At 73.1% G+C, this 14279-nt stretch carries 11 protein-coding genes and 1 pseudogene; 10 read left to right on the forward strand and 2 right to left on the reverse strand.

Annotated elements, in window-relative coordinates:
• Positions 1–58: 58 nt before the first annotated feature.
• Both ACFYPJ_RS16540 and ACFYPJ_RS16545 read left to right on the forward strand, forming a co-directional pair.
• On the forward strand, positions 59–1516 hold the full coding sequence (locus tag ACFYPJ_RS16540; protein ID WP_389016699.1) for an NCS2 family permease: 1458 nt from the start codon (positions 59–61) through the stop codon (positions 1514–1516).
• An 83-nt stretch (positions 1517–1599) separates the two neighbouring features.
• Positions 1600–2751, forward strand: a complete 1152-nt coding sequence (locus tag ACFYPJ_RS16545) for an XdhC family protein (RefSeq protein ID WP_389016701.1) — start codon at positions 1600–1602, stop codon at positions 2749–2751.
• A 69-nt stretch (positions 2752–2820) separates the two neighbouring features.
• Here the strand turns inward: ACFYPJ_RS16545 and ACFYPJ_RS16550 are convergent, their stop codons facing one another.
• Positions 2821–3261 (reverse strand): SRPBCC family protein, encoded by a 441-nt coding sequence (locus ACFYPJ_RS16550; protein WP_389016704.1) that lies wholly within the window; start codon positions 3259–3261, stop codon positions 2821–2823.
• Positions 3262–3397: 136 nt separating this feature from the next.
• A complete protein-coding gene (locus ACFYPJ_RS16555; RefSeq protein WP_389016707.1) occupies positions 3398–4198 on the reverse strand; it encodes a polysaccharide deacetylase family protein in 801 nt (266 codons plus the stop codon).
• 150 nt (positions 4199–4348) lie between these two features.
• Between ACFYPJ_RS16555 and ACFYPJ_RS16560 the strand changes: the two genes are divergently transcribed.
• The 8 genes and pseudogenes from ACFYPJ_RS16560 (at position 4349) to ACFYPJ_RS16595 (ending at position 14274) form a co-directional block, all read left to right on the forward strand.
• Positions 4349–4990 (forward strand): phosphoribosyltransferase, encoded by a 642-nt coding sequence (locus ACFYPJ_RS16560; RefSeq protein ID WP_389016710.1) that lies wholly within the window; start codon positions 4349–4351, stop codon positions 4988–4990.
• Positions 4991–5043: 53 nt separating this feature from the next.
• A complete protein-coding gene (locus ACFYPJ_RS16565) occupies positions 5044–5514 on the forward strand; it encodes a TIGR03668 family PPOX class F420-dependent oxidoreductase (RefSeq protein ID WP_389016801.1) in 471 nt (156 codons plus the stop codon).
• A 145-nt stretch (positions 5515–5659) separates the two neighbouring features.
• Positions 5660–6334, forward strand: coding sequence for a response regulator (locus ACFYPJ_RS16570; RefSeq protein ID WP_389016713.1), 675 nt, complete (start codon positions 5660–5662; stop codon positions 6332–6334).
• 438 nt (positions 6335–6772) lie between these two features.
• Positions 6773–7262, forward strand: a pseudogene (locus ACFYPJ_RS16575) (ABC transporter ATP-binding protein); the annotation flags it as partial.
• A 73-nt stretch (positions 7263–7335) separates the two neighbouring features.
• Positions 7336–8733 (forward strand): MFS transporter, encoded by a 1398-nt coding sequence (locus tag ACFYPJ_RS16580; RefSeq protein ID WP_389016716.1) that lies wholly within the window; start codon positions 7336–7338, stop codon positions 8731–8733.
• Positions 8730–9944 (forward strand): FAD-dependent monooxygenase, encoded by a 1215-nt coding sequence (locus ACFYPJ_RS16585; RefSeq protein ID WP_389016719.1) that lies wholly within the window; start codon positions 8730–8732, stop codon positions 9942–9944. The genes ACFYPJ_RS16580 and ACFYPJ_RS16585 overlap by 4 nt, the downstream gene beginning before the upstream one ends.
• A 347-nt stretch (positions 9945–10291) precedes the next feature.
• Entirely contained in the window at positions 10292–12019 is a 1728-nt protein-coding gene (locus tag ACFYPJ_RS16590) for a trypsin-like peptidase domain-containing protein (protein WP_389016722.1), read from the forward strand.
• A complete protein-coding gene (locus ACFYPJ_RS16595) occupies positions 12016–14274 on the forward strand; it encodes a tetratricopeptide repeat protein (RefSeq protein ID WP_389016724.1) in 2259 nt (752 codons plus the stop codon). Before ACFYPJ_RS16590 ends, ACFYPJ_RS16595 begins: the two co-directional genes overlap by 4 nt.
• The last annotated feature ends 5 nt before the right edge of the window (positions 14275–14279 follow it).

Genomic DNA, 14279 nt, shown 5'->3' on the forward strand with positions numbered 1-14279 from the left:
TCCCGCGTACGCCGAGTGCGCTTCGCGGGTGTCCCTATGAATCTTGGGAGACGGCACCATGACCCAGCAGTCACTGGAGACCGGGAACACGGCCGAGGACGCGGGCGCGGGCACCCGCGTCCCGGCCGGCAGATCCTGGCTCGACCGGTACTTCCACATATCCCGGCGGGGATCCACCCTCGCGCGTGAGGTGCGCGGCGGCATCACCACCTTCATGGCGATGGCGTACATCCTGCTGCTCAATCCGCTGATCCTGTCCGGCAGGGACGTGGCCGGGGACACCCTCGGCCGGCCGGCCCTGATCACCGCGACCGCGTTCGCCGCGGCCCTCACCACGCTGTTGATGGGCTTCGTCGGCAAGGCGCCGCTCGCCCTGGCCGCCGGCCTGTCCGTCTCCGGCGTGCTGTCCTCGCAGGTCGCCCCCCAGCTGACCTGGCCGCAGGCGATGGGCATGTGCGTGCTGTACGGGGCGGTCATCATGCTGCTCGTCGTCACCGGCCTGCGCGAGATGATCATGAATGCGATCCCGCTCGCGCTCAAACACGGCATCACCATGGGCATCGGCCTGTTCATCGCCCTCATCGGCCTCTACAAGTCCGGCTTCGTGCACCAGGGCAAGGCCACCCCGCTCAGCCTGGGACCCGCGGGCGAACTGACCGGCTGGCCGGTCCTGCTGTTCGTCGGCACCCTCCTGCTGATCTTCATGCTCCAGGCCCGGAACGTGCCCGGCGCCATCCTGATCGGCATCATCAGCGGCACGGTCGTCGCCGCGGTCCTGGGCGGCCTCGGCGTCGTCGGCGCCGGGCAGTGGGCGAACGGCGCCCCCGAACTGCACGGCGGCGCCGTGTCGATGCCCGACTTCTCGCTGTTCGGGCAGGTCGAGTTCGGCGGCTGGGGCCAGGTCGGCGCGATGACCGTCGGCGTGATCGTCTTCACCTTGGTGCTCGCCGGGTTCTTCGACGCGATGGCCACCATCATCGGCGTCGGCACCGAGGCCGGGCTCGGCGACGACAAGGGCCGGATGCCGGGCCTGTCCAAGGCGCTGTTCATCGACGGCGCAGGCGGCGCCATCGGCGGGGTGGCGGGCGGCTCCGGCCAGACCGTGTTCATCGAGTCGGCCACCGGCGTCGGCGAGGGCGCCCGCACCGGACTCGCCTCCGTGGTCACCGGCCTCTTCTTCGCCGCCTGCCTGTTCTTCACCCCGCTGACGGCGATCGTTCCGCAGGAGGTCGCGTCCGCCGCGCTCGTCGTGATCGGCGCGATGATGCTGATGAACGCCCGGCACGTGGACTGGGGCGACCGGGCCACCACGATCCCGGTGTTCCTCACCGTCGTCCTGATGCCCTTCACCTACACCATCACCACGGGCGTGGCCGCGGGTGTCATCTCCTACGTCGCCATCAAGGCCGCCCAGGGCAGGGCACGGGAGGTCGGCGCCTTCATGTGGGGCCTGACGGTGGTCTTCCTCGTCTACTTCGCCCTCCACCCCATCGAGGGCTGGCTGGGCGTGCGCTGAGCGCTCCGCCGGACGGCCGGCCCGTGCCCGTTCGGCCGCCCTGTCCCACCCCGTGGCACCGACCGTCGTAAGGAGACCGAGACATGCTGGACATCGCCGACGAACTGCACCGGTGGGTCGAGCAGGGCCGTGACTTCGCCGTGGCCACGGTGGCGGCCGTCGGCGGCAGCGCCCCGCGGCTGCCCGGCGCCGCCCTCGCGGTGGACGCCGAGGGCACCGCGATCGGCTCGGTCTCCGGCGGCTGTGTGGAGGGCGCCGTCTACGACCTGTGCCGCCAGGCACTCAAGGACGGCCAGAGCGTCCTCGAACGGTTCGGCTACAGCGACGAGGACGCCTTCGCCGTGGGCCTGACCTGCGGCGGTGTCATCGACATCCTCGTCACACCGGTGCGGGCGGCCGATCCCGTCCGCCCGGTGGCCGCCGCCGCGCTGGCCGCCGCCGCGCGCGGTGCGGCGGCGGCGCTCGCGCGGATCGTCGCGGGCCCGGCCGGGCTGAGCGGGCGGGCGCTGCTCGTCCGCGCGGACGGCACCGTCGAGGGCGGCTTCGGCGCCCACCCGGAGCTGGACCGCACCGTCGCCGCGGAGGCCGGCGCCCTGCTGGACGCGGGCCGCACCGGCACCCTGGAGATCGGCGCGGAGGGCTCCCGCTGCGGCGCCCCGCTCACCGTGCTGGTCGAGTCGTCCGTCCCGCCGCCCCGGATGATCGTCTTCGGGGCGATCGACTTCGCCGCGGCGCTGGTGCGGATCGGCAAGTTCCTGAACTACCACGTCACGGTGTGCGATGCCCGCCCCGTCTTCGCCACCCGGACCCGTTTCCCCGAGGCCGACGAGATCGTCGTCCAGTGGCCGCACCGCTACCTGGAGCGCACCGACGTGGACGGCCGGACCGTGCTGTGCGTCCTCACCCACGACCCCAAGTTCGACGTGCCGCTGCTGCGCCGGGCGCTCGGTCTGCCGGTGGCGTACGTCGGCGCGATGGGCTCCCGGCGCACCCATCTGGACCGCCGGCAGCGGCTGCGCGAGATCGGCGTCACCGAACTCGAACTGGCCCGGCTGCACTCGCCGATCGGCCTCGATCTCGGCGCCCGCACACCTCAGGAGACCGCCCTGTCGATCGCATCGGAGATCGTCGCGAGCCGCCGCGGTGGCAGCGGGGCCTCGCTGACCGGCGCCCGCACCCCGATCCACCACGACACCGTCACCGTCCCGCCCCGCCGGATCGGCTCGGTCGCCTGACAGGCCCCTCGTCCCCGTGGCCGCCCCGCCCCGGCGCATGCCGGACCGGGCCCGGAACACGGGTGGTGATCAGTCCGCTCCGAGCAGTGAGTCGACCTCCCGGCCGAACACGGCGCGCGCGGCAGCGGCCAGCAGCGGGTCGAAGAGGGCCGGCAGCCCGCGCACGCGCAGTTCCTCCCGCCACAGCACCCGGGTACGGCCGCCGGGACCAGGGCGTACCTCCAGTTCGGCCCAGCCGACGACCACCCGGCCCCGCTTGACCAGCCGGACCAGCCCGGGCTCGGCGTCGGCGGGCGGACGCCACACCGTGACCTCCATCGGGTCGTCGAAGCCGAGCGTCCCGAGGCCCGTACGGGCCACGAACCGCGTGCCCACCCGGGTAGGCGGCGCGGTGACCATGACGATGCGGGTCAGCGGCACCGTGCCGGCGTGCCGAGGCCACCGCGTGAGCCGGCGCCAGGTCTCGTCTACCGGAAGCGGTGCGGTGCGCTGGAGAACGAAGTCGGCCACGGGCCGATCCTAGGGAACGCCCGCCAGGCACGCCCGTACGCACGCGCGGGCGGAACGCCCGACGGCCACGGCCCCGACGCGTGCGCGGCCGGAACGCCCTTCAGGGCACGGTCCATGTGTGTGGTGCCGCGAACGCCTACGGCCGGTAGATCTTGCCCGGCTGGGGCTTCCCCGGGGCCAGTAGCTGCGGGACCGTCACGAAGACGTACCCGCGTTCCTTCAGCGCGTCGATGATGCCGGGTACGGCGGGCACGGTGCCCGGGTAGATGTCGTGCAGCAGGATGATCCCGTCCCGGGTCGCCTGGTCCAGCACGCGCTGGGTGATCAGCGCGGAGTCGTTCGTCGTGTAGTCCTTGGCGGTCACGCTCCACAGGACCTGTGCTATCCCGAGCTTTTCGCAGACGCTCGTCACGGTCTCGTCCGTCCGGCCCTGCGGCGGGCGCATCAGCACCGGCCGCTGTCCGGTCAGCCGCTCGATCGCCTCGCTCGGCCGCAGCAACTCCTCGCGTATCTGCTGTTCCGAGAGGCTGGTGAGGATCTTGTGGTCCCAGGTGTGGCTGGCGACCTCGTGGCCCTCGGCCGCCATGCGCTTGACGAGTTGCGGGTACTTCTCGATGTGCCGCTTGCCGAGCAGGAAGAAGGTCGCCGGAACCTTCTTCTCCTTGAGGATGTCGAGGAGACGGGCCGAGTGCTCACTCGGGCCGGCGTCGAAGGTGAGCGCGATGCACTTGGCCTCGCGGCAGTCGACGGTCCCGAACCGGGCCGGGGACGCCGTGGCCGCATTCGCCCGGGCCGCGCTGGGCGTGGTGGTGTCCACTTTGGCGCAGCCCGTCAGCGCGGTGGTCAGACACCCGGCGGCGACGAGCGAGACCGCGAGGCGGAACCAGGACGCCCGGCCTTTCACTTTGTCGTTCAAATACTTGCTCGGAAAACGCATGTGTGGACTATACGCATGGCGTATACCCACCGTTGGCCGAGGGGGTGCACAGCCGGGGCATGGCCGCACCGGAGCCGCCGTATCACCATGGAAGAAGAAGGGGCGCCGGCTCCGGGGGAGCGGACCGGCCAGCGGCGGAGAGGATCGGCCATGCGCTTCCACGACCGACGGCAGGCCGGCCGGGAACTCGCCGGACGGCTCACCGCGCTGCGAGAACGCAGCGGTCTGCCGGATCCGGTCGTACTGGCCCTGCCCCGCGGTGGCGTCACGGTGGCCGCGGAGATCGCCCGGGCCCTCGGCGCCCCGCTCGACGTACTGCTCGTCCGCAAGATCGGCGCCCCGCGCCACGAGGAGTTCGGCGTCGGCGCCATCGCCGGCGACGACCCGCCCTGCTACGACGAGCTCACCCTCAAGCGGCTCGGCCTGAGCGAGGCCCGGCTCGCCCCCGTGGTGGCACGGGAACGCAACGAACTGCACCGCCGCGAGCTGCGCTACCGCGAGGGCCGCCCGCCGCCCGCACTCGCCGGCCGTACGGTGATCGTCGTCGACGACGGCCTGGCCACCGGCGGCACCGCGCGCGCCGCCCTGCGCCATGTCCGGCGGCAGGCGCCCGCGCGCCTGATCCTGGCGGTCCCGGTCGGTGCGCCCGAATCGCTGGCCGCGCTCCGCGGGGAGGCGGACGACGTCCTGTGCCTGCACGCGCCGTACTCCTTCAGCTCCGTGGGCCAGTGGTACGAGGAGTTCGGACAGCTGACGGACGACGACGTGCTCGACGCGCTGCACGGGAAGTGACAGTGACCTGCGGCAGGCGCCCCCGAGCCGCAGGAGAGCCGAGGAGGCCGATGGTGCCGGAGATGGCGGCGGACGAGGCGAGGCGGCGGTTCGCCGCGGCCCGGGTGGCGAGGCTCGCGACGGTGGACGGGGCCGGCCGGCCCCATCTGGTGCCCGTCGTGTTCGCGGTACGCAACGCCGCGGGCGGGAACTGCATGGACGGCATCGTGACGGCCGTCGACGGCAAGCCGAAGACCACGACCCGGCTGAAGCGGCTGCGCAACATCGCCGCCCACCCGGCCGTGAGCCTGCTCGTGGACGCCTACGGGGAGGACTGGGAGCGGCTGTGGTGGGTCCGGGCCGACGGCGAGGCCCGTGTCCTCGGCCCCGACGCCACCGACGTCGTCGTACGCGCCGCCCACCGGGCCGCGCTCGGCAGGCTGCGCGACAAGTACGCCCAGTACCGCGACCGCCCGCCGACCGGCCCGGTCGTCACCGTCAACGTCACGCGCTGGACCGGCTGGTGCGCGGGCCCGCTGGCCTAGCTGCGAAGGAGGAGAATCGCTGCGGCCCGGCATCTGAGCGGCGCGCAGTCGGGTCCGCCTGTCCGCCTGTCCGCCTGTCCGCCTGGTCCGCCTGGTCCGGCTTCCGGGTCGCCGCCCGACTTCCCCTGATCGAAAGGGACTTCACGTGACGACGCGCGTCATCATCGTCGACGACCAGGCCATGGTGCGGGCGGGCTTCGCCGCGCTGCTGGCCGTCCAGAGCGACATCGACGTGGTGGGCGAGGCCGCCGACGGTGCGCAGGGCGTCGAGCTGAGCCGGCGCACCCACCCCGACGTGGTCCTGATGGACGTGCGGATGCCCGAGATGTACGGCCTGGAGGCCGCACGGCGCCTCCTGACGCCGCCACCGGGTGTGACGCACCGGCCGCGCGTCCTGATGCTCACCACGTTCGACGTCGACGACTACGTCTACGAGGCGCTGCGGGCGGGCGCGAGCGGCTTCCTGCTGAAGGACGCGCCGCCGGCCGACCTCATCGCAGCGGTACGCATCGTGGCCTCGGGCGACGCGCTGCTCGCCCCCTCCGTGACACGCCGTCTGATCGCGGACTTCGCCCGGCAACGGCCCACCGCCGGGCGCAAGCCGACGCAGCGTCTCAAGGCCCTGACGGAACGCGAGACCGAGGTTCTCACCCTGGTGGCCCGCGGCCGGTCCAACACGGAGATCGCCCGGACCCTGGTGCTGGCCGAACAGACGGTGAAGACGCACGTGAGCCGCATCCTGACCAAGCTCGACCTGCGCGACCGCGCCCAGGCGGTCGTCTTCGCGTACGAGTCGGAGCTGGTCACGCCGGGTGAGTAGGGGCCGCCCCTGAGGCTGCGGCCCGGGATTTCGGGTGCCTCGCCGTCGGAGGGCACGAGAGCCTGCCGCCCGTGGTGCCGGCCTGGTGCCGGTACCCCCTGAGCCCCGCTGGGCCGCGGCCTCGTCGGGCCGCGATTTCCTCGGGGGCCGGGCTCGCTCGCTCCACTCCAGGCACCTCCCACACAGTGAAGCGGTCCCCTTCTGCGGGGCCACGCCCTGGAGTCCGGCACCGGGCGGGCTCCCCTGACGCCGCGCCGGCGGCGGACCGGCCCGCCCTTCCCCCGGGTTCTTCCACCCGGCCGAGAGGGAAGGGCCCTGTCTCCTCCACCCCCTACCGGGGTAGCACCTCCGCTTTGGCTCCCGGGTATGACGTCCGGCGCGCAGCCGTCCCCGCACCCTCCGTTCCGTCGGAACGAGAGAAACGCGAAAGGGCGGAACATGAGGCTGCGCAGCGGCAGACGACAGAAGGCGGACGACCGACCGGAGACCCCGGCCGCCACGCCCGGTCTCGCCGTCGAACTGCGTGGTGTCCGGGGGCAGTACGGCCGCGGCGCGGGTACCGTGCAGGCGCTCGCGGGCATCGGCCTCACCCTTTCCGCGGCACGTTCACCGCCGTCATGGGTCCGTCCGGGTCCGGCAAGTCCACCTTCCTGCAGTGCGCCGCCGGGCTCGACCGGCCGTCGGAGGGCTCCGTGCGTCTCGGCGGTACGGAGATCACCGGCATGAGTGAGAACGAGTCCACCGAACTGCGCCGCAGCCGCCTCGGCTTCGTCTTCCGGGCGTTCGACCTGCTGCTCTCCCTCACCGTCGAGCGGAACGTCCTGCTCCCCGTGCGTCTGGCCGGGCAACGCCAGGACCGCCACCGGGCGGCCGCGGTGCTCGCGCAGGCCGCGGGCTCGCCGACAAGGCGCGGCGCCGGCCCGGACAGCCGTACCCAGAGCCCCCGGGCCCTCCGGCCTCACGAACAACCAGAGCAACCACCCTTGAAAGGCAGGACGTTCATGACCGCAGCCCTGGCTCCCCCGGTCCGCGTCGGGAAGGCCGCTGTCGGGGCCCTCGGCCTACTGGCACTGTCCACCGGTGCCCTGGAATCGGTGGTGACACCCACGCTCCCGCTTCTGCAACGCGAACTGGACCTGAGTCCGGCCGAAGGGGCGCTGCTGAGCATCGTGCTCCTGATCGCCGGCGCGCTGGTCACACCGCTGGCAGGCAAGTTCGGCGACCGCTACGGCGGGAAGCGGGTCCTCATCCGGCTGATGGCGGTGGTCTCGGCGGGCGGCCTGGTGTCCGCCCTGGCGCCGAACCTGCCCGTGCTGCTGCTCGGCCAGGTCCTGCAAGGGGCGATGGTGGGCGCGCTGCCCCTGTCGTTCATCGTGGTACGCAAACACCTCACCGCGGGCGAGTCGAAGGTGGCCATCGGCGTGGTCAGCGGACTCTTCGTCGGAGGCGGGATGGCCGGCACCCTGTCGGCCGGGCCGGTGGCGGAAATGCTCTCCCGGCACTGGATGTTCGCGCTGCCGACGATCGCGGTCATCGGCGCCACCCTGCTGGTGAACAGGGCGATGCCGGCCGATCCGCCCGGCCGGTCGCACGACGCCGGGATCGACTGGCCCGGCCTGCTGCTCCTGAGCGGGACGCTGGTCACGCTCATGCTCGTCCTCGCGCTGGCGCCCGACCTCGGCTCGCAGCCACTCCTGCTCGGCGCCCTGATCGTGGCTCTGGCCGCCTTCGTCACCGGCTGGGTGGCCGTCGAACGGCGGGCGGCCGCGCCGATGATCGACCTGCGCATGCTGGCCCGGCCCGCGATCTGGAAGGCGTGCGTGCTGACCTTCGTGATCTGCCTCGGCACCTCCATGGCGGTCTTCCTCGTTCCACAGCTGTTCGACGCGCGCGGTGACGGGTACGGATTCGGGGCCGGCGCCACCGACATCGGCTTCTTCCTGCTGCCCGGAGCCGTCGCCGCAACGCTGGCCGGGCCGCTCGGCGGGATCGGAGACCGGCGTTTCGGCTCGCGCGCCGTGGTCGATACCGGCGTAGTCATGATGGCCGTCTCCCTGCTCACCCTGGCGGCCGTGCACACCGAGGTCTGGCACCTCGTCGTCGCCAAGGCGCTGATCGCGCTGGCCAACGGCCTGTGTGTCACGGCGATGATGACCAGCACCGCCACCGCCGTCGACCCGGACGACACCGGCATCGCCACCAGCCTGATCCTGGTGAGCCGCGTACTCGGCTACGCCGTCGGCGGCCAGCTCGGCGGTGCGCTGCTCAGCGCCGCAACCCCTCCCGGCTCGCAGACCGCGGCCGAATCGGCCTACGTCACCGGCTTCGTCATGGCCGGCACTGTCACGGCGCTGGCCCTGCTGGTCACGCGCACCATGAACAAAGGAGTCAAGGAATGACCCGAACCGATCAGCCGAGCAGCGTCCGTACCAACCGGAGGGGCAAGGTCCTGATCTCGGGGGCCAGCATCGCGGGCCCCGCCCTGGCGTTCTGGCTGAACCGCTACGGGTACGCGGTCACGGTGGTGGAGAAGGCGCCCGCACCGCGTGCCGGCGGCTATCCCATCGACGTGCGCGGCACCGCCCTGGAGGTGGTCAGCAGGATGGGGATCCTGTCACGGCTGCGGGAGGCGCACATCGACCTGCGCCGGCTGACCTTTCTGGACGCGGACGGCAGTGAGGTGACCTCGGTCCACCCGCACGACGTCACCGGCGGTGTCGCGGGACGGGACCTGGAGGTGCGGCGCGGGGATCTGTCCGACGCGCTGTACTCCGCGGTCCGCGACGATGTGGAGTTCGTGTTCGACGATTCCATCGACACCCTGGACCAGTCCGGCCCCGGGGTCGACGTCACCTTCCGCCGGGGCGGCAGCCGCACCTTCGACATGGTGTTCGCCGCGGATGGCCTGCACTCGTCCACCCGGGAGATGCTGTTCGGTCCCGAGGAGCAGTTCCACCACTATCTCGGCTACTGCTTCGCGGTGTTCACCATGCGCAACACCTTCGGGCTCTCCCGCGAGACGGTGATGTGGAACAGTCCGGGCAGGGCCGCGGCACTCTACGCGGCGGGAGACAACGACGAGGTCCACGCCTTCTTGAACTTCGCCCACCCAAAACCGCCGTTCGACGCGTTCCCGGACCCGGAAACCCAACGGGACCTGGTCGCCACGGTCTTCGCCGACGCGGGATGGGAGGTCCCGGGGATGCTGGCGGCCCTGCGCGACGCGGAAGACCTGTTCTTCGACGCGGTGACTCAGATCCGTGTGCCCCGCTGGTCCAGCGGCAGGGTGGTCCTGGTGGGCGATGCCGCGTGGGCGCCGTCGTTCCTCACCGGGCAGGGCACCAGCCTCGCGCTGGCCGGCGCCTGCGTGCTCGCCGCTTCCCTGGCGGACCGGGACCACACCGCGGGCTTCGCCGCTTACGAACAGGACACGCGTGAGTTCGTGACCGTGAACCAGAACCTGGTCGCGGGGGGCGGTGCCACACTCTTCCCGACCACTCCACAGGCCCTGGAAGAACGCAACAACAGGCTGCGCAGGCTCTCCGCCCTTCCCTCCGGGAAGGGCCGGCCGGCCCACTCGGCCCTCACCCTGCCGCCAGTATGTGTCTGACCGGCGGCGGATCTCCTGATCAAGGAGAGACGCCGCGTGAGTGAGAGGACGATCGAGCCCGAGTCCTCCGCGGCCTCCCGTCGCCCGCGCGGCTGCTCGCCCGCCCGGGCCTCGCGGACGGTGCCGTCCCGGTCCCCGGGGCCGCAGCGTGATCCGGACGCCCCACCGGAGCGGGAGCCCGCGTGGGTTCGGCCGCCCACCTGCGGCGACGGCCGGGGCGGAGCACGGGGGCCGGCCCGGCCGCCGGCCGGCCCGCCTTCCCTGGCGTCGTCCCGGCCCCGCCTGCCCGCCGGGATGCGGCGCATCACAGTGGTGGCGCGAAGGCACGCGGAGTAGCCTCGGGAAACATGACGCGCACGGGGGAGCGAGTCGTCGAGTCGCGGTGGCGTACACCGAGTTGGGTGGCACGCATCCACCGGACCGAGGGATCGGTCATCGGTGCCGGCGTGCTGCTGAGCCCTGACCGGGTGCTCACCGCGGCCCACGTCGTCAGCCCGGGACAACGGTACGTCGTCCACTTCGTGGGCGCCCCCGGCGTCCCGGCCGTGGACGCCGCCGTCGACGAGGAGGCGTACGTTCCGGAGGACATGGACTCCTTCGGCGACCGCAGCGGAGATCTGGCCCTGCTGCGTCTCGCCGTACCGCGGCCCGCCGACCACCCCACCCGGCTGTTCCGGCTCGCGGCCCCGCCCGCGGGCGTGGAGATGTACGGCTTCCCGGAGGGCGACGACGTCGGCCGCTGGTACAGCGCCGCCCCGCTCGGCGGGCGGGGCCGGGACAGCCGGGTCCAACTGCGCCCGCACACCCCGCAGGAACTGGCGAGTCCCGGCTTCAGCGGTGCCGGAGTCGTCGACCTCGCCACCGGCCAGGTGCTCGGCATCGTGCTCAGCGCCGACGAAGGGCACGAGGCCAACTTCACCCACATGAGCCCCACCGAGACCGTGCTGAGCCACCTCCCGCAGGTCGCCGACTGGACGGACGGCCCGTCCGCCGTCGATCCGCAACTGCGCCCCGGAGCAGCCGCCGGCCGGCTCGACGTGCCGTTCGCCACCGAGCTGGCCACCTGGTTCGGCGGCCGGGGCCGGCCCGTGCTGGTGAGCGTCGTCCCGGCCGACGGCGACCGGGCCTGGAACCTCCAGCGGGCCATCGCCCTGGCCACCCGGGAACTGCGCACCACGCAGCAGACGAGCCGGTTCGCGGGCGACCCCCCGCACACCGTGCCCCCGCCCGGCGGCCACGACCTGGCCCTCGCCGTACGGGGCATGACCGTCCGGCAGATCACGGACCGCCTCGCCGAACGGCTCGGCGTCCGCACCGACCCCGTGGTCCCGTTCCCCGACCGGCTCGGCACGCTGCGCCTGACCCCGGCCGCCGTTCTCGTCGGTGTGGACGAGTCCGCCGAACCCGGGCCGCTGCTCGGCATGCTGGGGCAACTCGCCGCGCAGGGCGCCCGGTTGCTGCTGGTCTTCCGCAGTCCGGAGGGGCTCGCCGCGCAGGCCGAGGAGACCCTGGTGCGCCGGCCGCTGCTCGAACGCCGGGCCCGGCTGCGCAGAGCACTCGACGCGATCGTGGACCGGCTCGGCCCCGGCCTCGACCAGCGGCTCAGCCGGGTGCGGCCCGGCCCGGACCCGGCCGACACGGAACTGGTCGACCGGGCCATGCAGGGGGTCTGGCTCACCGGCATGCTGCGCGAGCAACTGACCGGCACCCGCGACGGCGAGCCGGAAGCCGCCGGCGTCGACGCCCTGCTGCGGCACGAGGCCACCGCCGAACGCCGCAGAAGACGCCTGGAACGTGCGACCGAACACCTCGACGCCCGCCTGGTACGCCTGCACGAACTGCGACTGCGGCTCACCGCGGAATGGGGACTGTGGCGGCAGAAGGCGGGCCCGGCGGGCGCCGGCCCGGACCTGACGGCGTACGGGCTGTACGAGAGTGCGGCCGCACTGCTCCGCGAGGCCCCCTGCGACATCGAAGCGGCGGAGACGGCCGTCGCCGCCTTCGCCGAACACTGCTCGAAACAGCCTGATCCGTCCCGCTCCGCCCATGACAGCGAAGGGGAGGGCCCGTCATGACGTCATGCTCCCGGTCCGGCTGCCGGGGCCGCATCATGGCCACCGGCTTCTGCGACACGTGCGGCCGTCAGGCCCCGCCGGACCCCGCGCCACCGCCCGACACCGGTCTCGACGCCCCGGTGAGCCAGCGCACCGAGCGCTCCCGCCGCGCCCCGAAGCCGGCCTTCCCCGGCGTCGGCGAACTCGACCAGCACGGACTGGTCGTCCTGCCCGAGGTGGCGCCCCCCGAAGACCCGCTGGACGACGACCCGCAGCCGCCCACCGGCGGCCGGCGCTGCGGCGCGAACGGCTGCTCCATGATCATCGGCGTGGGCTACGGCGGCCAGCCGCCCCGGGCCGACGGGCGCTGCCCGCGCTGCGGAACCCCCTACTCCTTCCGGCCCCAACTGCACGCGGGCGACCTGGTCGCGGACCACTACGCGATCCTCGGCTGCCTCGCCCAGGGCGGACTCGGCTGGGTCTACCTCGCCGAGGACACCCGCGTCACCGGATACCGGGTGGTGCTCAAGGGACTGATCAACGTCCATGACGCGCTGGCCCGCAGGACCGCCGTCGAGGAACGCCGCTCGCTCACCGAACTGCACCATCCGGACATCGTCCGCATCGTGACGTACGCCGAACACGCCCTCGCCGGCCAGTCGCCCACCGGCTACCTGGTCATGGACTACATCGGCGGGCGCTCGCTGCGGGACCTGTTCGCCGCCGACGACGCCGACCGCCTCTTCCAGGGCCGCCCCCGCCTCGACCACGTGCTCACCTACGGCTGCAAGATCCTCGGCGCCCTCCAGTACATGCACGAACGGGGCCTGCTGTACTGCGACATGAAGCCCGCCAACGTCATCCACTTCGGGCGCGGCATCAAGGTCATCGACCTCGGCGCGGTCCGCGCGGTCAACGACCGCACCTCCGCCTACGTCTACACCAGCGCCTTCGCGCCGCCCCCCGAGGAGGTCGAGGCCCGCGGCTGGCACGTCGACAGCGACCTCTACACCGTCGGCGTGACCCTTCAGGTGCTCGCCGGCGCCACGGAGCGCGCCCCCGGCCTGGCCGGCGACTCCTTCGACCGGCTCGTCGCCCGGGCCACCCACGCGGAACCCCGGGCCCGGTTCCGCTCGGCGGCCGAGATGTCCCGCCAGCTGTGGGAGGTGCTGCGGGAGTTCCGTGCGCTGCGGTTCGGCGAGCAACTGCCCGAGAGATCCACCCGGTTCCGGGCCACCGACGCCTCGCTCGACGCCGGGCTCGGCGCGATCCCCGCGCTCGGCCACTGGACGGACCGGCCGCACGGGCACCTCTCCGCGCTGGACGTCTCGCCGCCGTCCGCCGCCGAAGTGGCCGCCGCGCTCCCGCAGCCCGTGCCCGACCCCGACGACGGCGCGGCCCTGCTGCTGGACGCGTTCGAGCCGGACGCCCCCGACCGGGTCGCCGAGCAGCGGCGCCGCTCGTCCCGGCTGGGCACGCCCGAGACCGCCCTGTGGCTGTGCCGCGCCTACCTGCGATGCGGCGAACCGGACCGGGCCGAACAGTCGCTCGCCGAGGCCGAGACCCAACTCGGCGAACGGCAGGCCCCGTACGACTGGCGCATCGCCTGGCACCGCGGCGTCCTGCACCTGAGCAAGGGGAAGGTACGCGCGGCGGGCGCCTGCTTCGCGCGGGTGTACCGGGCGCTGCCCGGCGAGTACGTTCCGAAGCTCGCCCTCGGCTACTGCGCTGAACAGGACCGTGAGGCGTCCGTGGCCCGGCCCGTGACGTTCTACGAGGCGGTGTGGAAACGGGACTTCGCCCATGCGCCCGCCGCCTTCGGGCTCGCCCGCTGCCATCTGGCCGCCGGCGAACGGGACGAGGCGGTCCGCGTGCTCGACGACGTGCCCACCACCTCCCGGCACCACGACGCCGCCCGCATCGCCGCTGTCCGCATCCGCACCGGCGCCCTGCACGGCCGCCCGCCGTCCGTGGCCGACCTGCGGGACGCGGCCCTGCGCCTGCCCGAACTGCGGCTGGACGGCGGCGCGGCCGAGGGCGAATCACGCGCCCGGCTGGTCGCCGAGGTGCGGGAGACCGTCCTCGCCCACTGGCCGGAGCAGGGCTGGGGGGCGCAGTACCCGGTCGGACCGGTGTTCGGCGCAGGCCACCAGGACTCGTTGCGCGGACTGCTCGAACAGTCCTTCCGGCAGCTCGCCGGACAGGCCCGCACCGCTGGCGAGCACGGCAGGCTGCTCGATCTCGCGCACGCCGTCCGGCCCATGACCACCTTCTGAACACC

Source organism: Streptomyces sp. NPDC006012 (assembly GCF_042871185.1).
In the GTDB taxonomy this organism is placed as follows: domain Bacteria; phylum Actinomycetota; class Actinomycetes; order Streptomycetales; family Streptomycetaceae; genus Streptomyces.

Excerpts from the sequence above, each read along its gene's own strand:
- ACFYPJ_RS16540 (WP_389016699.1), top strand. The coding sequence starts at position 59 with ATGACCCAGCAGTCACTGGAGACCGGGAACACGGCCGAGGACGCGGGC.
- ACFYPJ_RS16545 (WP_389016701.1), top strand. The coding sequence starts at position 1,600 with ATGCTGGACATCGCCGACGAACTGCACCGGTGGGTCGAGCAGGGCCGT.
- ACFYPJ_RS16555 (WP_389016707.1), bottom strand. The coding sequence starts at position 4,198 with ATGCGTTTTCCGAGCAAGTATTTGAACGACAAAGTGAAAGGCCGGGCG.
- ACFYPJ_RS16560 (WP_389016710.1), top strand. The coding sequence starts at position 4,349 with ATGCGCTTCCACGACCGACGGCAGGCCGGCCGGGAACTCGCCGGACGG.
- ACFYPJ_RS16580 (WP_389016716.1), top strand. The coding sequence starts at position 7,336 with ATGACCGCAGCCCTGGCTCCCCCGGTCCGCGTCGGGAAGGCCGCTGTC.
- ACFYPJ_RS16585 (WP_389016719.1), top strand. The coding sequence starts at position 8,730 with ATGACCCGAACCGATCAGCCGAGCAGCGTCCGTACCAACCGGAGGGGC.
- ACFYPJ_RS16590 (WP_389016722.1), top strand. The coding sequence starts at position 10,292 with ATGACGCGCACGGGGGAGCGAGTCGTCGAGTCGCGGTGGCGTACACCG.
- ACFYPJ_RS16595 (WP_389016724.1), top strand. The coding sequence starts at position 12,016 with ATGACGTCATGCTCCCGGTCCGGCTGCCGGGGCCGCATCATGGCCACC.